At 61.0% G+C, this 24,629-nt stretch carries 23 protein-coding genes, 3 tRNA genes and 4 pseudogenes; 18 read left to right on the top strand and 12 right to left on the bottom strand.

The genetic code is table 11. The features are described 5' to 3' along the window. Positions 1–18: 18 nt before the first annotated feature. The 5 genes from HDG37_RS28015 (at position 19) to HDG37_RS27995 (ending at position 4,977) form a co-directional block, all read left to right on the top strand. Positions 19–942, top strand: coding sequence for a YicC/YloC family endoribonuclease (locus tag HDG37_RS28015; RefSeq protein ID WP_184053132.1), 924 nt, complete (start codon positions 19–21; stop codon positions 940–942). A gap of 19 nt (positions 943–961) precedes the next feature. After that, positions 962–1,645, top strand: coding sequence for a guanylate kinase (gene gmk / locus HDG37_RS28010; protein ID WP_184053129.1), 684 nt, complete (start codon positions 962–964; stop codon positions 1,643–1,645). A gap of 60 nt (positions 1,646–1,705) precedes the next feature. After that, positions 1,706–1,909, top strand: a complete 204-nt coding sequence (gene rpoZ, locus HDG37_RS28005; RefSeq protein ID WP_008921215.1) for a DNA-directed RNA polymerase subunit omega — start codon at positions 1,706–1,708, stop codon at positions 1,907–1,909. Positions 1,910–2,007: 98 nt separating this feature from the next. Further along, positions 2,008–4,368: a bifunctional (p)ppGpp synthetase/guanosine-3',5'-bis(diphosphate) 3'-pyrophosphohydrolase gene (locus tag HDG37_RS28000; RefSeq protein WP_184053126.1), complete on the top strand. Its 2,361-nt coding sequence runs from the start codon at positions 2,008–2,010 to the stop codon at positions 4,366–4,368. 123 nt (positions 4,369–4,491) lie between these two features. Beyond that, complete coding sequence (locus tag HDG37_RS27995) at positions 4,492–4,977, top strand: phage protein NinX family protein (RefSeq protein ID WP_184053122.1); 486 nt, start codon at positions 4,492–4,494, stop codon at positions 4,975–4,977. 74 nt (positions 4,978–5,051) lie between these two features. Here HDG37_RS27995 and HDG37_RS27990 read toward each other — a convergent pair. Together HDG37_RS27990 and HDG37_RS27985 are read right to left on the bottom strand one after the other, a co-directional pair. Next, positions 5,052–5,128: transfer RNA gene (locus HDG37_RS27990), tRNA-Arg, on the bottom strand. 74 nt (positions 5,129–5,202) lie between these two features. After that, a tRNA-Arg gene (locus HDG37_RS27985) sits at positions 5,203–5,279 on the bottom strand. 125 nt (positions 5,280–5,404) lie between these two features. Between HDG37_RS27985 and greB the strand changes: the two genes are divergently transcribed. Further along, entirely contained in the window at positions 5,405–5,974 is a 570-nt protein-coding gene (greB, locus tag HDG37_RS27980) for a transcription elongation factor GreB (protein WP_184053119.1), read from the top strand. 133 nt (positions 5,975–6,107) lie between these two features. Here the strand turns inward: greB and HDG37_RS27975 are convergent, their stop codons facing one another. Then, positions 6,108–7,277: a porin gene (locus HDG37_RS27975; RefSeq protein WP_184011084.1), complete on the bottom strand. Its 1,170-nt coding sequence runs from the start codon at positions 7,275–7,277 to the stop codon at positions 6,108–6,110. A gap of 525 nt (positions 7,278–7,802) precedes the next feature. Then, positions 7,803–8,051, bottom strand: coding sequence for a hypothetical protein (locus HDG37_RS27970; protein WP_184053116.1), 249 nt, complete (start codon positions 8,049–8,051; stop codon positions 7,803–7,805). A gap of 408 nt (positions 8,052–8,459) precedes the next feature. Here HDG37_RS27970 and HDG37_RS27965 point away from each other — a divergent pair, with 408 nt between their 5' ends. Both HDG37_RS27965 and HDG37_RS27960 read left to right on the top strand, forming a co-directional pair. Then, positions 8,460–8,663 (top strand): cold-shock protein, encoded by a 204-nt coding sequence (locus tag HDG37_RS27965; protein WP_018421456.1) that lies wholly within the window; start codon positions 8,460–8,462, stop codon positions 8,661–8,663. 331 nt (positions 8,664–8,994) lie between these two features. Next, the gene (locus HDG37_RS27960; RefSeq protein WP_184053113.1) at positions 8,995–10,143 is read left to right on the top strand and encodes an exonuclease domain-containing protein; all 1,149 of its coding nucleotides are present in this window, start codon (positions 8,995–8,997) and stop codon (positions 10,141–10,143) included. Positions 10,144–10,181: 38 nt separating this feature from the next. Here HDG37_RS27960 and HDG37_RS27955 read toward each other — a convergent pair whose 3' ends face one another. Continuing rightward, on the bottom strand, positions 10,182–10,778 hold the full coding sequence (locus HDG37_RS27955; RefSeq protein ID WP_184023301.1) for a chorismate mutase: 597 nt from the start codon (positions 10,776–10,778) through the stop codon (positions 10,182–10,184). A 279-nt stretch (positions 10,779–11,057) separates the two neighbouring features. Next, entirely contained in the window at positions 11,058–11,207 is a 150-nt protein-coding gene (locus tag HDG37_RS27950) for a hypothetical protein (protein ID WP_018421453.1), read from the bottom strand. Positions 11,208–11,872: 665 nt separating this feature from the next. On the opposite strand from HDG37_RS27950, the gene HDG37_RS27945 reads away from it, so the two are divergent. From HDG37_RS27945 to HDG37_RS27935, 5 genes and pseudogenes are all read left to right on the top strand, one after another. Further along, positions 11,873–12,124: a hypothetical protein gene (locus HDG37_RS27945; RefSeq protein WP_184053110.1), complete on the top strand. Its 252-nt coding sequence runs from the start codon at positions 11,873–11,875 to the stop codon at positions 12,122–12,124. A gap of 1,219 nt (positions 12,125–13,343) precedes the next feature. Next, on the top strand, positions 13,344–13,559 hold the full coding sequence (locus HDG37_RS39570) for an autotransporter outer membrane beta-barrel domain-containing protein (protein WP_260335080.1): 216 nt from the start codon (positions 13,344–13,346) through the stop codon (positions 13,557–13,559). Continuing rightward, the gene (locus tag HDG37_RS27940) at positions 13,556–13,972 is read left to right on the top strand and encodes a hypothetical protein (protein WP_311541609.1); all 417 of its coding nucleotides are present in this window, start codon (positions 13,556–13,558) and stop codon (positions 13,970–13,972) included. Before HDG37_RS39570 ends, HDG37_RS27940 begins: the two co-directional genes overlap by 4 nt. Before the next feature lie 87 nt (positions 13,973–14,059). Further along, a pseudogene (locus HDG37_RS39565) lies at positions 14,060–14,300 on the top strand (nitrate reductase); the annotation flags it as partial. A gap of 172 nt (positions 14,301–14,472) precedes the next feature. Beyond that, positions 14,473–14,856 carry a hypothetical protein gene (locus HDG37_RS27935; RefSeq protein WP_184053107.1) on the top strand — a complete coding sequence of 128 codons (384 nt, stop codon included), beginning with the start codon at positions 14,473–14,475 and terminating at the stop codon, positions 14,854–14,856. A gap of 225 nt (positions 14,857–15,081) precedes the next feature. On the opposite strand, the gene HDG37_RS27930 is transcribed toward HDG37_RS27935, so the two are convergent. The 3 genes and pseudogenes from HDG37_RS27930 to HDG37_RS27920 form a co-directional block, all read right to left on the bottom strand. Then, entirely contained in the window at positions 15,082–15,540 is a 459-nt protein-coding gene (locus tag HDG37_RS27930; protein WP_184053105.1) for a hypothetical protein, read from the bottom strand. A 144-nt stretch (positions 15,541–15,684) separates the two neighbouring features. Beyond that, a pseudogene (locus HDG37_RS27925) lies at positions 15,685–15,936 on the bottom strand (hypothetical protein); the annotation flags it as partial. Between the two features lie 45 nt (positions 15,937–15,981). After that, on the bottom strand, positions 15,982–16,146 hold the full coding sequence (locus HDG37_RS27920; protein WP_184053102.1) for a hypothetical protein: 165 nt from the start codon (positions 16,144–16,146) through the stop codon (positions 15,982–15,984). A gap of 64 nt (positions 16,147–16,210) precedes the next feature. On the opposite strand from HDG37_RS27920, the pseudogene HDG37_RS40435 reads away from it, so the two are divergent. From HDG37_RS40435 to HDG37_RS27905, 3 genes and pseudogenes are all read left to right on the top strand, one after another. Next, positions 16,211–17,074: pseudogene (locus tag HDG37_RS40435) on the top strand (pseudouridine-5'-phosphate glycosidase). A 648-nt stretch (positions 17,075–17,722) separates the two neighbouring features. Next, a complete protein-coding gene (locus HDG37_RS27910; protein WP_184053099.1) occupies positions 17,723–18,394 on the top strand; it encodes a DedA family protein in 672 nt (223 codons plus the stop codon). Positions 18,395–18,441: 47 nt separating this feature from the next. Next, entirely contained in the window at positions 18,442–19,473 is a 1,032-nt protein-coding gene (locus HDG37_RS27905) for an AI-2E family transporter (RefSeq protein WP_184053096.1), read from the top strand. Positions 19,474–19,671: 198 nt separating this feature from the next. Here the strand turns inward: HDG37_RS27905 and HDG37_RS27900 are convergent, their stop codons facing one another. After that, positions 19,672–20,355, bottom strand: a complete 684-nt coding sequence (locus tag HDG37_RS27900) for an ureidoglycolate lyase (protein ID WP_184053093.1) — start codon at positions 20,353–20,355, stop codon at positions 19,672–19,674. A 513-nt stretch (positions 20,356–20,868) separates the two neighbouring features. Here HDG37_RS27900 and HDG37_RS27895 point away from each other — a divergent pair. Beyond that, positions 20,869–22,074: a hypothetical protein gene (locus HDG37_RS27895; protein WP_184053090.1), complete on the top strand. Its 1,206-nt coding sequence runs from the start codon at positions 20,869–20,871 to the stop codon at positions 22,072–22,074. Between the two features lie 309 nt (positions 22,075–22,383). Here HDG37_RS27895 and HDG37_RS27890 read toward each other — a convergent pair whose 3' ends face one another. Further along, positions 22,384–23,046 (bottom strand): LysR substrate-binding domain-containing protein, encoded by a 663-nt coding sequence (locus tag HDG37_RS27890; RefSeq protein ID WP_311541608.1) that lies wholly within the window; start codon positions 23,044–23,046, stop codon positions 22,384–22,386. Between the two features lie 65 nt (positions 23,047–23,111). Here HDG37_RS27890 and HDG37_RS27885 point away from each other — a divergent pair. Next, a pseudogene (locus HDG37_RS27885) lies at positions 23,112–23,651 on the top strand (short chain dehydrogenase); the annotation flags it as partial. Between the two features lie 831 nt (positions 23,652–24,482). Here HDG37_RS27885 and HDG37_RS27880 read toward each other — a convergent pair. After that, a tRNA-Thr gene (locus tag HDG37_RS27880) sits at positions 24,483–24,558 on the bottom strand. Positions 24,559–24,629: the final 71 nt, after the last annotated feature.

Below are 24,629 nucleotides of genomic sequence, written 5' to 3'. Positions count from 1 at the left end.
CCAATCGCGAGAAATACGATGATCTACAGCATGACTGGCTATGCGAGCGCCACGCGCGAACTCGTGGCAGCCTCGGGCACGGGTGGCGTCAGCGTGTCGGTCGAATTGCGCACGGTGAACTCGCGCTTTCTTGATCTGAACTTCCGCATGCCGGAAGACGTGCGCGTCGTCGAACCGACGCTGCGCGAGATGCTGATGAACAAGCTGTCGCGCGGCAAGGTCGACATTCGCGTGAATCTGCAGCGCAGCGAGCAGTCGGCGAACGCGGGCGCGCTCAACCGCGACGCGCTCGCGCAACTCGCGCAGCTGGAACGCACGGTGCTCGGCACGTTTCCTGAAGCCGGCCGTCTGCGCACCGGCGAAATTCTGCGCTGGCCGGGCGTGCTCGCCGAAAGCGGCATCGCGCCCGAGACGCTGCGCGAAGCGGTGCTCGGATGCGGCAAGCAGGCGATCGCGGACCTGATCGACGTGCGCGCGCGTGAAGGCGCGCAACTCGCGACGATGCTGCTCGCCAACGTCACCGAAATGGAGACGATCGTCGTGAAGATCACCCCGCTCGTGCCCGAGCTGATTGCGCGACATCAGCAGAAAATCGTCGAGCGTCTGCAGGAAGCGCTCGGCATCGCCGCGCCGGATGCGGCCGTGACGATCGTGTCGCGCGAAGAGATCAACGAGCGGATTCGCCAGGAAGTGACGATGTACGGCATTCGCATCGACATCGCCGAAGAGCTGTCGCGCCTCACCGCGCACCTGAACGAAACGCGTCACGTGATCGAGAAGGGCGGCAAGGTCGGCAAGCGGCTCGACTTCATGATGCAGGAGCTGAACCGCGAAGCGAACACGCTCGGTTCGAAGGCGGCGGCGAAGGAACTCGCGGATTCGTCGATGACGCTGAAGCTCTTGATCGAACAGATGCGCGAGCAGGTACAGAATCTCGAATAAGGCTGGAGCACCACACATCATGACCGACCACCATCCACGCGAAACCGGCGCGGCGCGCCATTCGTACGCCGGCGCTTATCCCGGCAACCTGTTCATGGTCGTCGCGCCGTCGGGCGCGGGCAAGTCGACGCTCGTGAACGCGTTGCTCGCGAGCGACGACGCGATCCGTCTGTCGATCTCCTACACGACGCGCCCGCCGCGTCCGAAGGAGCAGGACGGCGAGCACTATCACTTCACGAGCGTCGAAGATTTCATGCAGCGTCACGACGCGGGCGAGTTTCTCGAAAGCGCGGAAGTGCACGGCAACTATTACGGCACGTCGCGCGTGTGGATCGAGGAGCAGATGAAAAACGGCCATGACGTGCTGCTCGAAATCGACTGGCAGGGTGCGCAGCAGGTGAAGAAGCAATTCAACAACGCGGTGGAGATTTTCATTCTGCCGCCGTCGCTCGAAGCGCTCGAAGAGCGTCTGAAAAAGCGCGGCCAGGACCAGCCGAACGTAATCACGCGACGCTTGCTCGCGGCGGGCGGCGAGATCGCGCACGCGGCCGAAGCGGAGTACGTCGTGATCAACGAGAACTTCGATCGCGCGCTGGCGGAGTTGCAGTGCCTCGTCGGCGCGACGCGCTCGCGCTTCGCGTCGCAGTACGCGCGTCACACGCAGCTTTTCATGCAGCTCGGCATCCACCTGCCGCACGCGTGAGCGCGGCGTGGTGTCAAGCACATAAGGTAGAATGAGCAACATACTGAGAAGGAACCCAACATGGCCCGCATTACCGTCGAAGACTGCCTCAAACAGATCCCGAACCGTTTCGAACTCGCGCTTGCCGCAACCTATCGCGCGCGTCAGCTCGCTCAAGGCCACACGCCGAAAATCGAAAGCCGCGACAAGCCCACCGTCCTCGCGCTGCGTGAAATCGCATCGGGTCAGGTCGGCGTCGAAATGCTGAAGAAGGTGCCGGTCTAAGGCCCACGGATTTTCGTTTTCGACTTGCCGGTATTCGCCACACCGGATTGCTCAACGTGCAGAACTGCGTCCAACCCTGACCGCTACCGGAGGCGACCATGAGTGCTACCCCGCCCACCGCCACGGAAGCGGAGCACGACACCGACTCGCCGTCCTCTGCACGCAAGTACATCGACGCGGTCCTCGAGCAATCGTTTCGCCATCTGTTCGGGCCGACCGCCACGCCGGAGCAGCCGCGCCGGCATGACGTCGTCTCCATCGCCAATCTGACGTCTGCGCTGTCCGGCTATCTGCAGCCGGAAGAGATCAAGGACATCAAGGCGGCGTTCCACTTCGGCGACGAAGCCCACCTCGGCCAGTATCGCCAGAGCGGCGAGCCCTACATCACGCATCCGGTCGCCGTCGCGGAAATCTGCGCGGGCTGGAATCTCGACGCCCAGGCGATCATGGCGGCGCTGCTGCACGACGTGATGGAAGACCAGGGCGTGACCAAGGCGGAGCTCGCCGAGCGCTTCGGCGCGAAGGTCGCGGAGCTGGTCGACGGGTTGTCCAAGCTGGACAAGATGGAGTTTCGCAATCGCGAGGAAGCGCAAGCGGAGAACTTCCGCAAGATGCTGCTCGCGATGGCGCGCGACGTGCGCGTAATCCTCGTGAAGCTCGCCGACCGGCTGCACAACATGCGCACGCTCGGCGCGGTGCCGTCGGAGAAACGTCGCCGTGTCGCGCGCGAAACGCTAGACATTTACGCGCCGATCGCTCACCGGCTCGGCCTGAATAATACCTATCGCGAGCTGCAGGACCTGAGTTTCGCGAACTTCAACCCGCACCGTTACGCGACACTCGAAAAAGCCGTGAAGGCGGCGCGCGGCAATCGTCGCGAGGTGGTCGGCAAGATTCTCGAATCGGTGCAGCGCGCGATTGCGGACGCGAAGCTCGACGCCGAAGTCTCCGGTCGCGAGAAAACCATCTTCAGCATTTACAAGAAGATGCGCGACAAGCAGCTGTCGTTTTCGCAGGTGCTCGACGTGTATGGTTTTCGCGTGGTCGTCGAGAGCGCGCTCGAGTGTTATACCTGCATCGGCGCGTTGCATGCGCTCTTCAAGCCTGTTCCGGGCAAGTTCAAGGATTACATCGCGATCCCGAAGGTGAACGGCTATCAGTCGCTGCACACCACGCTCGTCGGCCCGTTCGGCGCACCGATCGAGTTTCAGGTGCGCACGCGCAAGATGCACGAGATCGCCGAGGCGGGCGTCGCCGCGCACTGGCTGTACAAGAACGGCAGCGCGGATCTGAACGACGTGCAGATGCGTGCGCACCAGTGGCTGAAGTCGCTGCTCGACATTCAGAGCGAAGCGGGCGATTCGAGCGAATTCCTCGAGCACGTGAAGATCGACCTGTTCCCGGATGCGGTCTACGTGTTCACGCCGAAGTCGAAGATCATGGCGCTGCCGCGCGGCGCCACCGCGCTCGACTTCGCGTACTCGATCCACAGCGACCTCGGCAACCAGTGCGTCGCGGTGAAGATCAACAACGAGCTGTTGCCGTTGCGTACCGAGCTGAAGAGCGGCGACATCGTCGAAGTCATCACGGCGCCGTATTCGAAGCCGAACCCCGCATGGCTCGGCTTCGTGCGCAGCGGCAAGGCGCGCTCGGCGATCCGTCATTATCTGAAGACGATGCGTCTGAACGAGTCGGTGCAGCTCGGCGAGCGTCTCGTCGATCAGGCGTTGAAGGGCTATGGCCTTGCGCTATCGGATGTGACGCCGGAGGCGTGGGAAAAGCTCGTACAGTGGACGGGCAACAAGAACCGTCAGGAAATTTTCGCGGACATCGGTCTCGGCCGGCGGGTCGCCGCGGTGATGGCCAAGCGCATCGAAGTGCTGATGAGCGGGCGCGACGCCGACGACGACGGCTCGCGCTCCGAGTCCGGTTCGACGCCGCACGCGCCGCCGGTCGTCATCACCGGTACCGAGGGCATGTCGGTGCAGCTGTCCGCGTGTTGCCGTCCGATTCCGGGCGACGACATCATGGGCTATATCGGCATCGGTCTCGGCATGGCGATTCATACCACCGACTGCCGCGTCGCGCAGCGTATCCACCGACGCGATCCGGGCCGCTGGATCGACGTCGCGTGGGCGCCGCAGCCGGGGCGGCTGTTCGATGTCGCGGTCAAGGTGCTGGTCAAGAACACCAAGGGCGTGTTCGCCCGCGTAGCGGCCGACATCACATCGGCGGACGCGAACATCGTCCATATCGCGATGGACGAAGATCTGTCGCAGGAATCCACGATTCTGCGCTTCGTGATCCAGGTCAGCGACCGGGTGCATCTGGCCAACGTGATGCGGCGCGTGCGCACGAATCCCGATGTGATGCGCATCACGCGTGAGCGGCCGAGCGAAGAGGGGCATCACCGCCACGACGGCGGCATGCGCATCGACCGCGAGCGCGCGGATTATTGAACGGCTTCCGGCTGGGCGTCGGCGCGGCTTGGACTGGCGCTTCACGCCAGTCAGGCATCTTTCGTGCGGCGGCTCAGGATACAACTCAAGGCAGGTCTCACCTGAACTCCAGGGGGAACGCAGATGAACGTGTCCGACCTTGCTGGCGTGGCGCTCGATTACTGGGTGGCGCGCAGCCTGCACGACTTCGTGCGCGAAATCTACTTTACCGATAGTGGCGAGACTGTTGCGATCCGCGGCAACGATCGTGGTCGTCCGTGGGACGGGCGTTTCACGCCTTCCGCATCATGGGAGGCGGCTGCCGTTGTGCTCGAGCGCGCGATGCGGCTCGACGTGCGCGAGCAGAGCGATAAAGGCGCGGTATGCGTCGCTGAGTTCAAGGGCGGGCAGCGAGCCTCGGAGGGAACGGGCGACTCGCTGCGCATTGCTTTGCTGCGGGCGTTTGTCGTGAGCCGTTTCGGCGATACCGTCGACGACGTGCTGCGCGAGCGCCAGACACTGACCGGCATGCGGACCGACAGGATCAGCGAGCAAACGGTGGGCGGGGTCGTCGAGGACTTGCCGCACCCGGATGGGCAAATTGGGGATATCCAGTCGCCGCCGCGATGAGTTGCTGGCGCACGGGCACGGCATGGTGCGCCAGAAAAAACAAAGGGCCTTCCGGTTGGAAGGCCCTTCATAGGTGGTGCGGCTGGCAGGATTCGAACCCACGACCCCTTGGTTCGTAGCCAAGTACTCTATCCAACTGAGCTACAGCCGCACGCAAAACGGTGATGCTTAGTATAAAAACTGATGAAACCTGAGAGCTCCCTGTAAGGGCGCTCTCGAATAAGGTGGTGCGGCTGGCAGGATTCGAACCCACGACCCCTTGGTTCGTAGCCAAGTACTCTATCCAACTGAGCTACAGCCGCACACAGAAACGAGATTATAGCCAACAGATTTGAAAAACGGAAGCCCATCACGGCGATTTGTGTCGCCGGCCCGATCGTGTAACCTTTTATGAGATTGTTGCTAGTTGCTGTTAATGGATGATTTTATGAACAAGGCCTTTGTCAAAGAGTCGAGCGAAGACAACGATGACGATCTCGACATCGCCCAGCCCGACGTGCCCGCAGGCACCAAAAACTACATGACTCCCGCCGGTCATCGGCGTATGCGTGATGAATTGCTGCATCTGATCGACGTCGAGCGGCCCGAGGTTGTCAAGCTGGTGTCGTGGGCGGCGTCGAACGGCGACCGCTCGGAGAATGGCGACTACATCTACGGCAAACGCCGTCTGCGGGAAATCGACCGGCGCATCCGTTTTCTGACCAAGCGGCTCGATCTAGCCGAGGTTGTCGATAGCAGCCGGCAGGAAAACGTCGACCAGGTGTTTTTCGGCGCGACGGTCGACTATGCGACCGAGGACGGCGAAGAGCATCAGGTGACGATCGTCGGTGTCGACGAGGTCGACCTGGACATCGGGCACGTAAGCTGGATTTCGCCCATTGCGCGTGCGCTGCTAAAGGCTAAAGTCGGCGATACGGTCACGCTGTTCACGCCGGCCGGTCCGCAGTCGATCGACATTCTCGACGTCAAGTATCCGCTGCCTGATAGCGGCCGCTAGGCCTCTGGCGAGGACGTGGGCTCACGTGCACGCACGCAGGCCTGCGCACAAAGCGGCAAAAACCCACGTCGGCACGGAGATAAAAAAGGCGCCGCGAACGGCGCCTTCTCTACTGCCAGTCCTTGCGCAGTGCTTAGAAGCGGTGACGCAGACCTGCGGTCACAGCGACTTGCTTGTTGTTGCCCGAAGCACCGCCCACGCCATTGATGTAGGCGTTAACGATCGAGTCTTCGTTTGCTGCCTGATACACGCCTTGCAGATACACGTCGGTACGCTTGGACAATGCGTACGCGGTTTGCAGGTTGACTTGGTTCCAGTGCACGTGCGAGCTGGAGAGGTTGGCGCGGGTGTACGTGTACGCGCCAGCGATGCTGATTGCCGGCGTCAGCGCGTAACGGGCGTTGGCTTCAAAGTTCTGGAACTGAGCGCTGTTGGTCGGGAAGCCGACGCCGCCCGTTATGCCCGATGCGGCCGCGCTGATACCTGCCAAGCCATGCAGGTTCGTCTGCGAGTACACGAGGCCGACCGTTGCCGGGCCGAACGCGTAGTTGGCGCCTGCGCCCCACGTTTGCTGACGCTGAGCGAAGAACGTGTTGTCGCCCGACACCGCGCCACCCGAGTTGAACGCAGCGGCTGCGCTGTTCGCGCCATTGCTGTTCAGTTGCATGTACGCAGCGGCAACGTTCAGGCCGCCCCAGTTATACGACGCGCCCGCACTGTAAGCGCGGTTGTTGGCGAAGCCGGCAGCCTGGTTCGAGAAGCCGTACAAGCCGCCAAACTTGAAGCCGCCATAGTTCGCGCTCTGGAATTTGGCCGAATTGTTGATACGGAACGAGTTGTTCAAGTTGTCGTTGTCGAACGGGTGCGCGAACTGCGTGCCGCCGTACTGCGTGCCGGTCAGTGCCAGCGGGCCGACATAGTCGACCATGCTGTCGTATTGACGGCCGAGGGTCACGGCACCGAACTGGTCGCTCGACAGACCGACGAAGGCCTGACGGCCGAACAGACGGCTGTTCTGCTTGAGCGTGCCGTCATTGATGCCGAAGCCGTTCTCCAACGTGAAGATGGCCTTCAGACCGCCGCCCAGATCTTCAGCGCCACGCAGCCCGAAACGGCTGCCGTTCACCGAGCCGCTCGTCATCGCCACGTTGGCGCCGTGCTGGTTACTACTCGGATTCGGATGCTGGTTGTTCGTATAAGTGATTCCGGCGTCGATCAGGCCATATAGGGTGACGCTACTTTGCGCGTGCGCTGCCGTTACGAAAACGCCCGACAGGGCAGCGACCATGAGTGTCTTCTTCATTGATATAACTCCGAGAGCGAGAGAGGTATAAAACCCTGGCTTAGGAGACCTTCACGCGAGCGCTGCGAGAAGCGGAATCCGCGTGAGAAGCGCGTTGACCAGATCCGCGCCGGTTTCCGATTAGGCAGAGTGTAGAGAGACACTTCCGGGAGTTGGCGTTCCGATTCGCGCAATAAAGTATTACGCGAGGAGAAACGATCGTTAATCGCCATTCGAGCCTTATGGATAAAGGCTTTGCGCCGACTGGGCGGATTCGGCGTCTGAATTTTCCTAAAGCGCGTTGCTGATTCGCGACACCGAACGATGCGGAAAAACAACGGGAAGAAATGCGGGAAAACGATTGTTGTTGTGGCGGCAATAGACGATTGTTAATTGTGTGAATAATCGAACTTGCATATGACCGCTATACTGTAATTTCTGCTTTCCGAAGCAGACTTTTTCGTTGACGAAAAAGATCTCCAAACCTTTGTCAGCGCGACCTTCCAGTCGCGCTTTTTTTATGGCGGACGAGTTTCGCGAATGTCTCTAATGAGCGGGCGCAGCACCTTCCGCGTCGTCCCAGTCCGCCTGCGCAGGCACGCTCCAGTCTTCCATCACATAACGGCGCGCATCCATTGGCGAGGAGAGCAGGTTTTGCCAGTGGTCTCCGTGCCACATCGGATCGAAGTCGAAAACGGTGCATGGATCCCCGGTCTGTGCGGGCTGGTCTGATATGACCTTTGCGTGCGAATGAGTGAGCCAGGTGAACAGACGGTGAATTTCCTTGGACAGCATGGCAACCTCCTGAAGCGCATCGCTACAACTGACTTCCATCATGCGAGTGAGGCGGCGCCGCAACAAGTCGGACAAACACTTACGCAAAGATAGACTTTGTTACATTCGTAGTGCATATTTTCGCAAATTTTCCCGTTTGCGGACTCGGATTATTTTCGTTCAGGTAAATTTGACGCGCCGACCTATATCCGTGTAGTTTGAAGTCTTATCTTTTTATACGCTAAACGCATATGAAAAGTATACTTGACGGTCATTCTCTGTTCCCCGTATAACGGCAAAGCCGAACTTGATTGGCTGTTTCTGTCTTGATCAGATTTCTGCCTTGATCAGATATAGGCAATTGAATCGGGGTTGGATCGATTCAAGGGCAACGCCCGCTTTGGATAAATCACAGAGGGAAAACAGGAAATGGAAACTGGTGTCGTCAAATGGTTCAACGATGCTAAGGGTTTTGGCTTCATCACGTCGGACGTGGGTGGCGAGGATCTGTTCGCGCACTTTTCGGAGATCCGCAGCGAGGGCTTCAAGTCGTTGAAGGAAAATCAGCGCGTGTCTTTTGAAGTCAAGACCAGCCCGAAGGGCAAGCAGGCGGCCAACATTCAGCCGCTGTAAATGCGCTGGGCTGGGCGCGCCGCCCGCGCAGTCGGGAGCGAAAAACCCTCGCCGTCGCGCGAGGGTTTTTATTTTTATCTAGATGTCTCCCAGGTCGGATCTTCGGTAACTGCATGGTTCAACACTACGCATTATTGTGGGAAGATAATCCATTGAAACGAATTGACTACGTCTGGATTAATGGTCTGGTTTAAGCGTCTGCGGGATTTCAGCGCAAAATCGACGGCCCATGCCGACGCAGCTTCCAGCTGCGCACGCGGCGGGGTCTGGATGCGCAACGTCCAACTGGTGCATACTTGCCGCAAATTCATGCGCCCGAATCCCTTGCCCCATGTCTGAACTGCTTTCGCCGGAACCGGCACTCGATGCACCCATCGTTTTCGTAGATCTCGAAACGACCGGCGGCTCCACGAGCGAGCACCGCATTACTGAGGTTGGCGTCGTCGAAGTCGGGCTGGCCGGCGTCTCGCGCTGGAGCAGCCTGATCGACCCGCAGCAGCCGATTCCGTCGTTCATCCAACAGCTGACCGGCATCACGAACGACATGGTGCGCGGCGCACCGACGTTCGAGTCGATCGCGCCCGCGTTGTTCGAGCGTTTGAACGGCAAGCTGTTCGTCGCGCACAACGCGAGTTTCGATCGCGGATTTTTACGCAGCGAATTTCGTCGCGCGGGAATCGCGTTCGATCCGGACGTGCTGTGCACGGTGCGGCTGTCGCGCGCGCTGTTTCCCGGCGAAAAGCGCCACGGTCTCGATGCGCTGGTCGAACGCCATGCGCTGGTGCCGTCCGACCGCCACCGCGCGCTCGCCGATGCCGATCTGATCTGGCAGTTCTGGCAGCGTCTGCCGACGCTCGTGCCGCTGGAAGCGCTGCGCGCGCAGATCGAGCGCACGACGCGTCGCTACCGGCTCGCCGGCGACATCACCGAAGATTTGCTCGACACCGCGCCGGCTGGCTGTGGCGTGTATGCGTTTTATGGCGAAGACGATGCGCCGCTGTATGTCGGTCGCAGCGTGCGCGTGCGTCAGCGGCTGCGCTCGCATCTGACTGGCGAGCGGCGCTCGTCGAAGGATATGCGGCTAGCGCAGCTCGTGCGACGCGTCGAATGGCGCGCGACTGGCGGAGAGCTCGGCGCGATGCTCGCGGAGGCGCAGTGGATCGCAACGCTGCGGCCGGGCCACAACCGCTTGCCGCGCGTGACGAAGAGCGATCCCGCGAACGCGCCGTGGCCGTTCGAGGGGCCCATCGTGTTCGAGGAGCGTGAGGACGCGCAGGGTATCTTCCACGTGGTCGATCGCTGGCGCTACCTCGGACACGCGCCGTCGCTCGTCGCGGCGGCGCAGCTGCATGCGTCGACGCTGGCTGGGTCGTTCGAACTCCCGACGTACCGTATCCTGCAAAGCCATCTGGCGCGAGGCCTGCGCGTGATGCCGTTGAGCGTGGCGCGTGACAGCCCTGAGTCGAGCATCGTCGCGTGACACTTATGCGACGTGCGCGCGCCGTGGCGTTACCGGAATCAGCCGGTGGCGCCGACTCCGCCCGTCTCGCACACGTGACCTAGTGCGTGCGTCAACGCGCTCGAATGCGCAGAGTCATAGCGCGTCAGCGCCTTCCAGTTAGCCAGCGACTGCGCGACCCGGGACGGACAATCGTCCGCCGCGCGCAGCGGCTGCACGCGGGCCAGACTCGCCATCAACGATTGTGTCAGCTTGTCGAGCTGCGGTCGGGTGCTGGTTGCGAGATCGGGTGCGGGACCTTGCGGTGGCTGGGTGCGACGCCAGTTCGCGAAGAGCGCGTTCTGCACGTCTTTGCTCGCATCGATCTGATCCTGGAAGAACGCGCGGGCGAACGCCGGGTCGACGTTTGCCGCCGCGGCGCGCTTTTCCACCTCGGCCAGCAGCGCGTTTTCACGCGGCGTATCGGTGATCGGCTGGTGGTTCGCCCACTTCCAGCGTGCGACCGGTTCCGCGAGTGCAAGGCGCTGCGAAACCAGCGCGATCAGGCTCGTGAGCGCGGTGTCGTCACCGTCGGCGAGGGCGGGGGCCGGCGAGAAGGCGAAGGCGGCGGCGATGACGAGCGCGCATGACGCGCCGAAGCGATGCAAATGATTCATGAGGTGGACGTGGCCGGGCGGCCGTTGACGGAAAAACAGAAGAATAAATGATGCGCCGCAAACTGCGAGCGCCGGGCTGATTCAACGGATCGTCAGGGGAAGTGGGCGAGAGAAGGACGCGCGTGTGCACGCGCTCGAGCCGCGTGGCCCAGTGCAACTGCTGTACTCAGGCGAACTGAACCACCGTCATAACGGAGATGTCGGACGCGTAATGAGGGCGCGAATCTTCGCCGCGCGTGAAATCAACGAGCGCGAATGCTGCGCCGCGCCAAGGGACCGTTACTTCGGATCGCACGACTTGCGTTGTTCGTCAAAGAAAGCGCGCACATGCTCGGGCAGCTCGGCTCCCAAAAACTCGACGGCCACAGGTTCCGGATCCGGGTAAAGAACTTTGTCCGGGGTCGGAATCTTCGGTGGTTTGGCATCCATGATCTTTCTCCTTTGCGAATCGATTATCGGCCTCGTTCCCTGCATCGCACCAGTGTCCGATGCGACTCATACACACTCTGTTGCTTTAACGGCACAAGCCGACACACCAGCGGAGGGATTGAATAAAATTTATCGTCTGACTATCGCCTGCGTTTCGCGGTCTGCTTGATCCGCTTAATTGCCAGCGCGAAATCATCTCTTTCCCGCTCCTTCTGCCGGTCCCTCTCGAGCCTTGCTCAGCCTAGGCTTCAGCACGATCGATCGATATTGTCGCTGCGCTGCATCTAACGTTTTCGCATGACCAAAACGTGACAGACTTGTGCATTGCCGCATCGACAGATTTTTCGCTTTTCCTGAACTGAACGTACGCAATTTGCCGATTGCATAACCCGCAGTCTAATTCTTTGTAAACGACCCATTCCCCATCGCGTTGACCGCGCAAAACACTATTTAAAGATTTTGTCGTAATCAACTGACTGACAGGGGTTGGCAAACGCATTCCCGCATTGCTGTGACAAAAGGACCTCATGTGGTGACAAGTCATGCGCAGCGCACCGGGCCACCTATGATTGAAGCGACTACTGATGGCTCGACGTGCGCTGGCAGACGGACACGCGAGGCGCAGCGCGGATGATGACGTTCTTCATGTTCGGGGAGAGGTCGCGATGGAAAACGCTGTCTACTGGAACGGACGTCAGGTTGGCATCGAATGCGCCGGCAGGATCCTGTGGTTCGCGTCGGCACCCGCGCAAGCGATAGCCGCATACGGCGCGCCACGCCAGCAGCCGAGCGCACAGGCCGATACCGTCGTTGCGCGCAACCTCGCGATGCCACGGTCGTACGACCCGCTCCACGTTCCCGACCAGGCTGGCCATGCGTTGCGCCACGACGTCGCGCCGGACGCGGCGCAACGCTGACCGCAAACGGCCGTATCGGGCCCGAAGCGACTCGTCGGCGCACCCCCGAGATCTTACCGATCAAGTGGGCTGTTAGCGCACACACCGCGTTGCGGCGAACTTATACGATGCAATTGCCGTGCTGCCGTCGGCCTCTCACCCGTTGTCGGGCGAACCGGCAACCACACCCGCATCAGTCTGCAAACAGCCGATACCGAAGGCTGGCTGCGCGAGGAGGGTAAGCCTGTCTCGCAACATCGTTGCGTCAACACTATTTGCCGCTGGGAGCCGCGCATCGCGTGGCCGCACCTCTTTTACCTGGCGCTGCGTCGTGCTCACTTGCGTGCCAGGCAATTCAATGGGAAAGATCTACGGCCTGACTGGACCGCGTGCGTTCGCGGCGTTGCTCGCCGTCGTTCATCACTTTGCCGACAACGAAGGGGGCTGCCACCGGGCATTGTGCAACTCGATAACTGGGTCTGGGGTGTTGACATCTTTTTCATGCTGCGCGGCTTCATCCTTGCCTATACGTATCTTCCTTCGCGAGCGACCGCGTTCGGCTGGGTCGACTATCGATTGTTTATCGTCAAGCGGTTTGCGCGCGTGTATCCGCTGTATCTGGTGACGTTTCTGGTGTTCGTCGGCCGATGTTTCGTCGCGAAGCGAGCTGGAACTTCGTGTCGTGGTCGATCAGCGCCGAATGGTTTGCCGTTCTGTTTCTGTTTTCGCTGTGCGCGAGAGTGCTGAGCCGGCTGTCGCGCGTGACTTTCGGTGTGATCGTGCTGTTGTGCTTGCTGACGTTGTGCGTGTACTGCTTCCTCTATAACGACGGCGATGTCGGGCCGACCACATTCGGTGTGCTACGGATCGTGTTGCGGGCGTGGCGCGGGACATCTGGGATGACTTGCCCGACGAAATGGCGCTCCCAGTGTGCGATGCGAAACTACCCACCGAGGCTCGTGAACCGGCGAATCGGGATAACTGGCAAACGGCGGCGCAGCGGATAGCGGATGAGTTGTTCGAGCGCGATACCGCAATTGGTTGTCGTGACTCGCTCGCTGGCTATTCGCAACGGGTGGTAGAGGAAATGAAGGAGCGCTGGCGGTGTTTCAACGCGTATTTGCGCACGAACTGGCCACTGCGCTCCGCGATGCCAATGCGGCGGTTTCGGCAAATCTCGTACGTGGGTCGCATATGCGTGCATTGATGCGTCGGACAGCGAAGCGCAGGACGGGGCGCGATGAGGCGCCTGAAATCTATTAAAACGCTGACGACGGCGTCCTACACTGGGGTCAACGGCACTATCAGCCTCAACACATTTCTTGGTGCCGACGGTTCGCCATCGGACCGGCTCATCATCAACGGCGGAACCGCGAGCGGAGATACCCTGCTGCGCACATCACCTATGCTGGAGGGCCTGGGGCAAGGACCACCGGCGACGGAATCGCGGTGGTGAATGCGATCGGCGGCGCCGCAACGACTGCGAGTGCGTTCGCGTTCGCGCTCGCGGGCGAAGTGCGCAGTGGCGCGTTTTACTATTTTCTGTTTCGCGGCGGTCTGAACGGTAGTAATCCACAGGACTGGTTCCTTCGGTCATCGTTCGAAGTGGCGCCGGAGAACGGCAACGGGAACGGGAACGGCGGCAACGGCAACGGCGGGAAAGGGAACGGCAGGAACGGCGGCAACGGCGGCAACGGCAACGGGGCGGGAACGCTTCCGGAAGAGGAGATCGGAGATCGGCATTCATTCACCGCCCGACCACCTGCCACCAGGCATATGGCCCATCATTGGACCGGAGCTCGCCACCTATGGAGTCGTGCAGCCGATCGCGCGGCAGCTGGGCCTGGAAATGCTCGGCACGCTGCATGAGCGCATTGACGATACGCTCACGACGGCCGCTGGCGGCGCGGACAGTTCAGGCGATCGAGCGCCCGGCATACGGTCTTTCAACGCTTGCTCGGCCACTCCGGTCTGGAGGTGATCTGCCACGTAGTCATTTGGGCGCTGCACGTGCTCATCATCCAGAAGGGCATTGAGACGGTGCGCAAATTCCAGGACTGCGCCGGTCCGACGGCTTCTCGTTCAGCCACCGCATTCCGATGAGCGGGTGCTCGACAAAACCCAGGAGGCCGGCGTCGACGGCGAGCGGGTCCCGTTCTGGGCGCTAATGGCCGTTGGCTCGACCTGGATCGCCTACTGTGGCAATCGGCGGCGTTCTATACCTGATTATGGTGACGCTGCGGCCGCGCAACCCGACCTCGCCGGGTCGCGCTTGAGGGTTTTCCTTCGCCTCAGGCACGGCAACAATGCCGATGGTTGGCCCTCGGCGGACATGCTAGGATTTGTTTCAAACAACTCCGGAAACTGCCATGCCGTTCATCTGCGAAAACGTTGAATGTCGCGCCGTGCTGGCTCGCGGGCAGGTCAGATCGAATCACGAGGACGAGGGGTGGTGCTTCTACTGCCCGGACTGCAAAGTCAGGAACGAGTTGAAAGATATCGGCGTACCTGGCGGTCCTGTCGAGTTGGTTCAGCCAGAAAGATCCGACCTTCCGCACAAGGTAATAGCGACTGCCCGACCATTGGAGGACGGCAGGTACGCAGCGCAATTGCGCGTTCAGAGGGCACTCGGTATGAAAGGAACGTACGCGGTCGAAGAGCACTGGGATCAGCTCGGTGTATTCCTCGACGTGCAAGAGGCCTTAGCGCATGCGAAGTCTTTCGCAACAGACCTGCTGGAGCGAAAGGCCTAGTCGCGAGTGGCGCGCTGGATTGCGCCATACCTATCAATGCGCGGATCTTTGCGGCAGGCCCACGACCGTAGATCCGCGCGACAACCTGGTGCGGTACGGCGTGCATGCCGTGCAGAAAGCGATTCAGCTTTCGGTGCGCTCAAGAATCGGTATAAGCGGATACCGCACCACTCCCAATACTCCACCAAATAAGATGTGACTGGCTTGAATTCAACCGGCCTTAACTCACGATGCACCACTGGCAGCGAGCTTGACAAATAGTCTGGCTGCTTCGTTGCCATGGGACAAAGCGCGCAGTGCAAGGGAGAGCGCTAGCTGTGCGTCGTGGGAGGCCGCGCTACGATCCTGATCGAAGAGCTTGACGGCGTGGCGCATATGCTGCGCCGCCTGCGTGTGAAGCTCCACGGCCGCCGCATGATGTTTTGCCACGTCCGCGGCACTTGCGCCTGAGCCGGTCGATGGAGGCGTTATTGATGGCGTATTGGCGCTGTGCGCGCCAGCGTCGTGTGCCTGATCGATCGCATGCAACGTGTGGCCATGGGCCATCATCGCCTGATGTGCGGCGTGGGCAAAGTCTTGACCGTCATCGAAATGCCGCGACGCCTCGCGGTGATGTCGCGCGGCCTGCTCGTGGTGTGACGCCGCGGCTTCGAGATGACCTTTCTTGCTGTGCTTCGTGTTCATGCCGGCTCCTGTGCAACTTCAGGACTGGTTCGGATGGCGACCGATTCGAAGACACAGTGGCGGGTCGCAACAAGATCCTAATCTACACGCCCTTGCGTCTTCTGTGGCATTTGCGTCTCGCGGAGAATCGTCGCGCTGTGGCGATCACCGTGCGGTCAGCATCCGGAGGATTTTCTGCACGATGCGCTCATGCTGCTCCAGCGCCTCATCGAGCGTACGTGCTCCGTAGCTCGTGTTGTCTCGCGCTTCCATTCCGGCGATGCGCGTCACGAATAGCGAACCCTCCCCGGTTTTCGGTTCGGACACACCGCGGAAGCGGGTCGTGGCCGTCACGCCGGATTCGTCCAGCAACGTGCGGCGGAAGATCAGTTCGTTCTCAGTCATCCAGCGCGACCACTAGAAGCGTTTCCAGCTCGACGGGACGGAGCGTGCTTTCATATTTCAATGCGAAGGCGCAGGGAAGCAGATAAAACGCTCCTGCATGATGGCGACTCCTGCGAACACGATCAGGCACGCGACGGTGAGGCGCAGCATCATCCCGGTGAACTTCATCGCTTGAGCCCGATCCATCGATGTTTTGCGTAGCGCACCCAGTTTAGCGTGCATTCACCACCGCTGATGTCCGTGCGTGTTGTCAGGGTAGATCTGATTCGCCGGGCGCGGTCGTTCGCTGCGGGAGCACGGCCACGCGCGCTTGCACTACGAGCCGTGGACCAGCCTTGTGCTGCACGCCGGCCGCCCGCTCGTGGCGCTGGAATCGACCATCATCGCCCCCGGTATGCCCTACCCAGAGAACGTTCGCACTGCGCGCGAAGTGGAGGCCTTGATCCGTGACCTGGGGGGAGCTGAACCCGCGACTATCGCACTGATCGGTGGGCGAATGAATCCACATCGGTCTTACGGACGACGAGCTGGAACTGCTCGGCCGCTCTGACCAGGTACACAAGGTTAGCCGCCGCGGCCTGCCGGCCGTGCTGGCCGGCGACGGGCTCGGCGCCACGACAGTGGCTGGCATCGAGGTCTTCGTCACCGGAGGCATTGGCGGGGTGCACCGGGGCGCGCAGCAATCCTTTGACATCTCGGCCGACCTGCAGGAGCTGGCGAAGACCTCGGTGGCGGTGGTCTGTGCCGGTGCTGAGTTTCGAGCAAGACAATTTCGCTGCGTTCTACACGCGCGACAGCAGCTTTCGCGCGTTCTTCAGGCGTGGACCACGCAGCGGAGCAGGCACGCTTCATCCGCGCCAAGTGGGATCTGGGACTCGTGGGCGGTGTGGTGTTGAGCACTCCGGTGCCGGAAGCGGCAGCGATAGCGTTCGAAGAGATCGACGCGCTGACCCAGCAGGCGCCCGCCGAGGCCACGGCGCAAGGCATCACCGGTAAGGCCGTGACACCCTTCCTGCTGGCTCGCATCAAGGCGCTGACGGGTGGACGCAGCCTGGCGACAAATATCGCGCTCGTGAAAAACAATGCCGGGGTGGGGGCAAGGCTGGCGCTGGCGTTGGCACACGCGGGGCGCGGGGCGGGCGCCGCGTAGCCGCCGGGACGTCCGCTCTTCACCAAGCTTCGCGTCAGCTTCGTACGAACGCTTCTGGCGTGCGCCGTGCAAAGGCGGCATTTTCCAGCATGCAAGTCCCGCCCGGCAAACGCCAGCTTGCGACAGTCACAGTCCGGGCGGCGGCGAGCGGCTTTGTCGCTTCATCATCGGACCGGACTCGGCCAGGAGCGGCCTTTCGCAAAGGTCGTAATTAGGACATTGAGATGTCGGCTTCGATCAGTTAACGGTCGATCACAGACTCATTTCTGCGCGGCGCTTCCGATTCCTTGATGTGTCTCTGCCCTCTGTAATGCCCCGCAGGAAGCTGTCAAACTGCTGATTTCGGCGCGGCCCTGTCTGCGCGGCTTTCACCCCTACTCGGTAAAGTTGGCGTACTACCAAAATCTCGCGATGCGGCTGCACGCGAACGGCGGGGCGACCGGCACGAAAGCATTGCCCCGACGGTTTCCGTCGCCGGCAGGGCCCGGCGTTGAGAAACGCGCGAAAGATGCGACCATACAGCCGTGGCCGGCTGCTCGCGACGTCAAGATGCGCAACGCGATTGCGCCCGCCAGCCACACCGTGCGGGACTGCTGCGCGCTTGCCGCTATACTTCCCCCTCCACCAACGGACACGTAGCCGGCACACATGGCCACGTTCGTGCAATTCGTCTTGCAACTGGACCAGGACCTCGAAGCGCTGCTGGTCCAGCATGGGCCGTTGGCCTACGCAATCCTCGGGGCGATCGTCTTCTGCAGTGTCGGCGTACTGCCGCTCGTCATTCTGCCCGCGGACATGCTCCTGTTCCTGTCCGGCGCGCTCGCTGCCGTCGGCGTGCTGCAGCCTGTGTGGCTCGCGCCGTTGCTGGTCGCGGCCGCGGTTGCAGGAAAAGTGTTCAACTATGCGCTGGCACGTGCCGTCGCGTCTGTATGGAACCCGAAGCGCAGCGGCTGGATCGACAAGGTGACTGCGCGAACGCGCGCGCTCTACGTACGTCACGGCGCCGCGCTGCTGCTGTACTCTCCGTTCATCGTAATTGTCCGGGCGGTCGCGCCCGCGCTCGCCGGCGCGACGAAGATGCCGTTTCGCCGCTTCGTGCGCTTCGCGACCGGTGGCGCGGTGATCTGGATATGCTCACTTGCGGGTCCCGGGTATTTTTTCGGCAACGTGCCGTGGGTCCGCTCGCACCTGCCGGCTGCGATGGCGATCGTGATCGGCGCGGGCGTCGTCGCGTTCGTCGTCAGCCTGCTTTGGCGAGGACGGCGCAAGCGCCGCACCACCGACCCGGCGCTACCCGACGAAAAGTCCCGCTGCGACTGACGCGGTGGCCCACAACCCGCCAGGCAGCGCTGCTCGCGAGGAAACGCATGAACCCGCGTCTGCTGAAATGCACATGTGCGGCCGTGCTCGCCACACTGCTCGGGTGGGGACTGTATGTCGGCCGCCCCGTGCTGGTGCCGATTGCGTTCGGCATCATCGCGACGTACGTGGTCTTCGGTCTCGCCAACCTGCTGCGCCGCATTCCCTACCTCGGTGCACGCCTGCGGGACGGCCTGCGCCACGCGATCGCTGCGACGCTGATGCTCTTCACGGTCTACCTGTCGGTCGACCTGCTGCTCTCCGACAGGGACCGGCTGATGGCCGTCGCGCCGAAGTACGAGGCGACGCTGCTCGTACTGTTTACGAAGTTCGCCGCGCTGCTGCACATCGAAACGGAGGCCAACTGGGCTGCGATCCGCCGCGACCTGTTAGCGAGCGTCAACGTGCAGGCGATCATAACCGCCACGCTGTCGTCGGTGTCGTCGCTGCTCGCGGCGATCATCGTCGTGCTGCTATATGCGACGTTCTTTCTCATCGAGCACGCGAAATACCGCCGCAAGCTCGTGAACTTCGCGGGCGACTCGACGCGGATCGTGTCGGTAATCGACGAGATCAACTCGAAGATCGGCGTCTATCTCGCGATGAAGACCCTGCTGGGCGCGATCCTTGGCATCGCGAGCTGGGCCTGCATGCGGCTCGTCGGACTCGAATTCGCGGAGCTTTGGGCGGTGCTGGCCGGCCTGCTGAACTTCATCCCGTATGCGGGCTCGTGGATCTCGGTCGCGGTGCCGACGCTGCTCGCCGCGCTGCAGTTCGGCCAGTGGAACGCGGCGATCGTGCTGTTCATCTCGCTCACGCTCGCGAACTTCGTGGTCGGCCATCTCCTCGACCCGTGGCTGATGGGCGGCTCACTGAACCTGAGCCCCGCGGTGATCCTGATCAGACTGGCGGTGTGGTCGTCGATCTGGGGCATCGCGGGCGCCTTCCTCGCAGTGCCGATCACCGTCGGCCTGGTCATTGCGTTTTCCACGTTCGAATCGACAAGTCGTTTCGCAGTTCTCCTGACGAACGATGACTAACGTTGTTCGCCTGTCGGTGACGTCCGTTAATTCCAGGGATACTTCGTGCGCGTGGCGCGCGCCTCATCACTCTCATAACGGGATGCGATACTGGCGAACCGAGGACGTATGTCCGCTGGACCTTTAGATGGGGACGCTGGCGCCCGTTGTGCGATGGCCAACCGCTATATCGGGTCGGGAGCGGGTGTTCCCTTCGCGCTACAGATGTAGGCCGCCGCCTCGAAGGGGTTGGGCGTCGCGGGCAATCGGTGCCTCGAGGAGACACCGAAACTCGCGGGCAAAGTCGACAGAGACGCGCGCGTGGACGGCGCCCTGCTTGTCAAAGAACCGCTGGATTCCTTCGAGAGTGAACACGCCTTCATGCCAGATGTTTGGATGGATGTAGAGGCCCTGCTGTCCATCAAAGCGAAAGCACACGAACTTCTCTGGCGCTATGTCGTCCCCGGGCAGCGCCAAGGGAACGTAGAACGGGCGATGGTCGAGAGGAAAGAACAGTTGTCCACCGTCTGGGTGGTAGTTCGCGTGCCAAAGCAACATGCGCTCCGGTACATTGGTGTTCTCGTCACTGGCTGCTTCAGGCTCCACTGCGTACGCAAGGATGTAGTTGCCGCCCACAGCCTCGTTTCGACCGTACAGAATGTCCCCGCGCCATTCGCTCACAAATGTGCCTTCGGTCGTGCCTGCCTCATCACCGGTTCCAGGGTCAACGGGCCTTGCACCCACTGCCGGCCACTGCACAATCTCGATCGAACACTCGCTCGGGTCTGCTACAAGCCTGCCGAATCCATCAAGCGTTGTGGGGGTCGCATCGACCACGGGCATTGACACGCGCCGAAGGCCAGAAGGAAGGCTGGGATTGAGGTAATCGATTTCTTGGGTCATTGCGGCAGTCTACAGGAGTAGAACGTACCGACTGCCGATGGTCGAACAAGAGTTTGACCGCCGCTTGTCCACGTGGAAACGGCCACTGGCGCAACGTCGGACCTGACGTCGGAAGTGGGTCGAGTGCAGCCCGTCGCGGCCATCAGGCGGCGCGATGGCAAGAGTATGAAGTCTGATGGTTCAGCACTTTGGCCACCGAAACTTCAATGCTCAAACCAGCTGGCCATAAGAACGTAACTCGGCGGCGAAGTCCAGCGTTTTCCGTGCGTTCGAGTCTAGCCAAGCTTGCCCAAGCCCAGCTATTTCCGTTTCCCAACAGCACGGCAAATTGTGTCCGTCCTGAAGGGAGGAGCCTAAACATTTATTTGCTTTTCGAAACGCACTACTAAGATGAAGTGTTGGGCGGTTTGGCGGCTTTCGGGCTTGCTTTCCTGGTCGCAACATCCTGCGTTCCGCGACAACGACTTTTTCTGAATAGTCGTGACAATTCGGTGACACCGAAGAGGAGGATGTATGTCACACGGAACGCAGACCTGTCCGAGCATCGCGGTCATGTTGCGCGGCCTTTACGCACTACTGCTGATCGCAATAGCGCACCCCGCCGCAGCGCAGATCATCAGCACCTTCGCCGGCCCCGGTCTCGGCGGCGTGGGCGCGCCCGGAATCCAGGCCGAAGCCATCACGGCGGACCGATGGGGAAACATATATACAGCCGAACCTACATATCGCGTTGTTCGACGCATCGATCACAAAAACGGAACGGTGACTATCATTGCCGGCACCGGGCAAGAAGGCTATAGCGGCGACGGCGGCCCTGCGACGCAGGCCATGCTCGACTATCCGACAGGGGTTGCGCTTGACAGGGCAGGGAACGTATTCATTGCCGAACCGTTCGCCCATGTAGTGCGAAAGGTCGATCGGGACACCGGCGTCATTACCACGGTTGCTGGCCCGGGTGCTCCCGACGTGCCCAATCGCGGCGACGGTGGGCCGGCCACGCAAGCAACCATGTATGCAAACGATGTCGCCGTGAATCGGGAAGGCGATCTGTACATTGCCGATTCGGCGGTCGGCCGCATCCGGCGCGTGGACCATCAAACAGGAATTATCTCGACCGTCGTCGACCTGGGTAACACCTACATCGTGACCATGGCCTTCGACCCGCACGGCGGCCTATACGTGGTCGATCCCGCTCCGCCAAATGTCGTCCGATTTGACGCAAGAACTGGAGTTGTCGCCAAGGTAGCCGGCGCGGGGGGCTCCTGCCAGCAGGTTGGGAGCCCGGCGTGCTACAACGGAGATGGCATTCTGGCGACCGACGCGTTTTTGAACTTCCCGACGCACATCGCATTCGACTGTGCGGGCAACCTGACGATCAGCGATACCTTCAACTTCCGCGTACGCCAGGTGGATAGGCAAACCGGCATCATCACGACGATTGCCGGCAACGGGCAGGACTCTTACGGCGGCGACGGCGGCCTTGCCACTCAAGCTAGCATAGGTGGTGGTCCCAGGGGGCTCGCGTTTGGACCCGAGGGCGATCTGTTCTTTGCTGAAGCTGAGGGGAGCTCGGGGTACATTCGCAAGGTAAGTGGCCTGCCGAAAGCCGGGCGCCGCTGCGAAGAACGTGATGAGGACCGCGACGGCGGCGATGCGGGGCGCCGCAGTGATCGCACCGATCGGAAAGATGGCGGTGCGTTGCTTCCATGGTGGTGGTGACACTGCTTTCGTTACGCCAGTATCGCGCGCGCAGATGATCGCGCGCGCGCCTGCGCCGGATGCTGAAAAGACGAGGGCAGCCTGCTGGCCAGCAGGCTACTTTGGATCACCCGGCGTCGTTCAGAGATTCACATGACAGTTCCACTCGGCAAGCGGTCATTCGCTCGCCGAGGCCGCCTCATACCTTATGGTGCTGAGGCGAGCGCAAGTTGCGTCTCTGAAAGCGGATGTCTACGTTCTAGCCTTGGGCCTCTGTCAGCCGAAGCGGAGCACTATTTTTCGTGCGCGCAATACGCTGGAAAAAGAACGCTAGGACGTTTCTCGCTCTGCCACATGCTCGAGCAAATGCGCAACAAAGCGTGTGAGCTTCGGCAGCGGTCGCCGGTCGCGGCGATAGACGATATGGATAGGGTGTGGCTTGGGCAAGTAGGCTTGCAGCACCTGCACCAACGTCCCGCTTGCCAGATCGTTGGCCACCAAGACCTCCGGCTGCAGCAGCAATCCTGCACCTGCGATGGCGGCGTTGCGTAGGCCGTTTCCATCATTGCATGTGAACACTGGCTCCGTCGAAAAGTGCGGACTGTCCCAGCCTCCGAGCTTCCAGCCGTTACGGCTATGCCACACCGTGTGAGACAGGCAGTGATGCGCGCTCAAGTCCAGCGGCGTCTCTGGACGCCCGTGTTGAGCGAGATAGCCCGGCGACGCACAGATGACCATGCGATACATGGTCAACGGTTTTGCAATCAGGTCGGCATCGCCCAATTCACCAATGCGGATCGCCAGATCGAAACCCTCGTCAATAAGGTCGACGTTGCGATTGTTCAATTCCAATTCGACGCGCACAAGCGGATACATCTGCTGGAAAGTCGCCGCCAAAGGAGCGACGACACACGCACCAAAGGTGGTTGGGGCACTCACGCGCAACGTGCCGGATGGCGATGCGCGCAACCGTTCGATCGACGTCTCGGCCATACGCACCTGTTCAAGCGCACGCTTGGCGTCTTCGCAAAAAACGCGACCAGCATCAGTCAGGCTCTGGCAAACACGAAATTATTCGCGTCGGTCGCACCCAAGGTGACTATCAGGTTGACATCACCAGTGATGACAACGTGGGCGCGTTGTTCAAGAAGATCGGACAGATCGACGCCATCATTGCTGCCGCAGGTAATGTAATTCTGGCTCCAATCGAAAAGATGACAGCAGCCGACTTCAACAAAGGCTTGCAGGACAAGCTGCTAAGTCAGGTGCGCGTCGCGCTCGTTGGTCAGCATTACCTGAACGCCGGCGGGTCGATCACGCTGACCTCTGGCATCGCTGTCGATGATCCGATTGCGCAGGGTTCCAATGCCGCAGCGTCGAATGCTGGGATTGAAGGGTTCGTGCGTGCCGCTGCGTGCGATTTTCCACGGGGCATCCGTATCAATGCCGTTAGCCCGACATTGCTGACGGAATCTATGGACCGGTTTGGTCCGTTCTTTCCCGGCTACGAAAGCGTGCCGGCGACACGTGTGGCAATGGCCTATCGACGCAGCGTGGAGGGCGTGCATAGCGGCCGCGTATATCGGGTTGGTCATTGAAGTAAAGGGCTCGCGGCACTTTGTGGTGCGCCTCAACTGCCACGACAACACCAAAAACAAACTGAGAGGGCAGACGCGATTGATGCCTGCCAAACGTCGATCTGTCCGGTTGAGCTGTACTTCATCGCCGGGCGCTGAAAAGTCTCAGGATCAAATCTGACCGTTTCGCCGTTACGTACGTAAACGTCCGAATCTTGACGGCACCCCGATCTCGTGAAACGCAAACGAATCCTTGTTGGCGATGGCGGCTGACCGCCCCTGTCTGCTGCTGTTGCCGCGCAAATTCATCCCGCGAATGGCCGCTATACTTCAAACGGGCCACAAGGGTCGCGCGATGGCGACCGGCAGCAGTGGGTCGGCTACGGGAGTTGGCGGCGATGCTGCGGCGCAACCGCAGCAACGCAGGTCGACCGTCCGGGCCCGGCCCTTTCGACCGTTCGACACGGCGGGCTGGATTGTCAACAATGCGTTCTGGAACGCATTAGCGAGGCGATCTATCGCTTCCTCTGACGCCTCGATCGCTTTTCCTGGCTTGACCGGATACCGCTTCGCAGCGGTGTAGTCTCCGCGTCATAGCCATTTCAAGCAATTGAAAAGCTCCCATGCCAAGAACCGTTCACCGTAGCGAAAAACAGTCATATCGCATTCCGTTGCTACGAGGCGCGGTGACGCTCTGGACTCGAGGTACAAATCCCGATTCACAATCTCGACAAAGGGCTGCTCTATTGTAAGTTCCGTCTTGTGGGACGTGAAATGCCTACACAGCGCCTACACAGACTCCAGAAAACAAAAAGCCCAGTCGCGAGGACTGGGCTTTTGCTTGAAACTTGTTGGTGCCGGAAAGAGGAATCGAACCCCCGACCTTCGCATTACGAATGCGCTGCTCTACCGTCTGAGCTATTCCGGCATCGGAGAAACGAAATTATAGGGACTACTTTAGTGCCTTGACAAGCCCCTTGAGGCATTTTTTTCTTTCGA

This window comes from Paraburkholderia sp. MM5384-R2 (genome assembly GCF_014201025.1).
Lineage (GTDB): Bacteria > Pseudomonadota > Gammaproteobacteria > Burkholderiales > Burkholderiaceae > Paraburkholderia > Paraburkholderia tuberum.
Note: the sequence above shows the minus strand (reverse complement) of the source record. Positions and strands in the feature narration are given on the sequence as shown.

Coding starts and splice junctions, on each gene's coding strand:
- HDG37_RS28015 (WP_184053132.1), top strand. CDS start 19: ATGATCTACAGCATGACTGGCTATGCGAGCGCCACGCGCGAACTCGTG.
- gmk (WP_184053129.1), top strand. CDS start 962: ATGACCGACCACCATCCACGCGAAACCGGCGCGGCGCGCCATTCGTAC.
- rpoZ (WP_008921215.1), top strand. CDS start 1,706: ATGGCCCGCATTACCGTCGAAGACTGCCTCAAACAGATCCCGAACCGT.
- HDG37_RS28000 (WP_184053126.1), top strand. CDS start 2,008: ATGAGTGCTACCCCGCCCACCGCCACGGAAGCGGAGCACGACACCGAC.
- HDG37_RS27995 (WP_184053122.1), top strand. CDS start 4,492: ATGAACGTGTCCGACCTTGCTGGCGTGGCGCTCGATTACTGGGTGGCG.
- greB (WP_184053119.1), top strand. CDS start 5,405: ATGAACAAGGCCTTTGTCAAAGAGTCGAGCGAAGACAACGATGACGAT.
- HDG37_RS27975 (WP_184011084.1), bottom strand. CDS start 7,277: ATGAAGAAGACACTCATGGTCGCTGCCCTGTCGGGCGTTTTCGTAACG.
- HDG37_RS27970 (WP_184053116.1), bottom strand. CDS start 8,051: ATGCTGTCCAAGGAAATTCACCGTCTGTTCACCTGGCTCACTCATTCG.
- HDG37_RS27965 (WP_018421456.1), top strand. CDS start 8,460: ATGGAAACTGGTGTCGTCAAATGGTTCAACGATGCTAAGGGTTTTGGC.
- HDG37_RS27960 (WP_184053113.1), top strand. CDS start 8,995: ATGTCTGAACTGCTTTCGCCGGAACCGGCACTCGATGCACCCATCGTT.
- HDG37_RS27955 (WP_184023301.1), bottom strand. CDS start 10,778: ATGAATCATTTGCATCGCTTCGGCGCGTCATGCGCGCTCGTCATCGCC.
- HDG37_RS27950 (WP_018421453.1), bottom strand. CDS start 11,207: ATGGATGCCAAACCACCGAAGATTCCGACCCCGGACAAAGTTCTTTAC.
- HDG37_RS27945 (WP_184053110.1), top strand. CDS start 11,873: ATGGAAAACGCTGTCTACTGGAACGGACGTCAGGTTGGCATCGAATGC.
- HDG37_RS39570 (WP_260335080.1), top strand. CDS start 13,344: ATGAGGCGCCTGAAATCTATTAAAACGCTGACGACGGCGTCCTACACT.
- HDG37_RS27935 (WP_184053107.1), top strand. CDS start 14,473: ATGCCGTTCATCTGCGAAAACGTTGAATGTCGCGCCGTGCTGGCTCGC.
- HDG37_RS27930 (WP_184053105.1), bottom strand. CDS start 15,540: ATGAACACGAAGCACAGCAAGAAAGGTCATCTCGAAGCCGCGGCGTCA.
- HDG37_RS27920 (WP_184053102.1), bottom strand. CDS start 16,146: ATGCACGCTAAACTGGGTGCGCTACGCAAAACATCGATGGATCGGGCT.
- HDG37_RS27910 (WP_184053099.1), top strand. CDS start 17,723: ATGGCCACGTTCGTGCAATTCGTCTTGCAACTGGACCAGGACCTCGAA.
- HDG37_RS27905 (WP_184053096.1), top strand. CDS start 18,442: ATGAACCCGCGTCTGCTGAAATGCACATGTGCGGCCGTGCTCGCCACA.
- HDG37_RS27900 (WP_184053093.1), bottom strand. CDS start 20,355: ATGACCCAAGAAATCGATTACCTCAATCCCAGCCTTCCTTCTGGCCTT.
- HDG37_RS27895 (WP_184053090.1), top strand. CDS start 20,869: ATGTCACACGGAACGCAGACCTGTCCGAGCATCGCGGTCATGTTGCGC.
- HDG37_RS27890 (WP_311541608.1), bottom strand. CDS start 23,046: ATGGCCGAGACGTCGATCGAACGGTTGCGCGCATCGCCATCCGGCACG.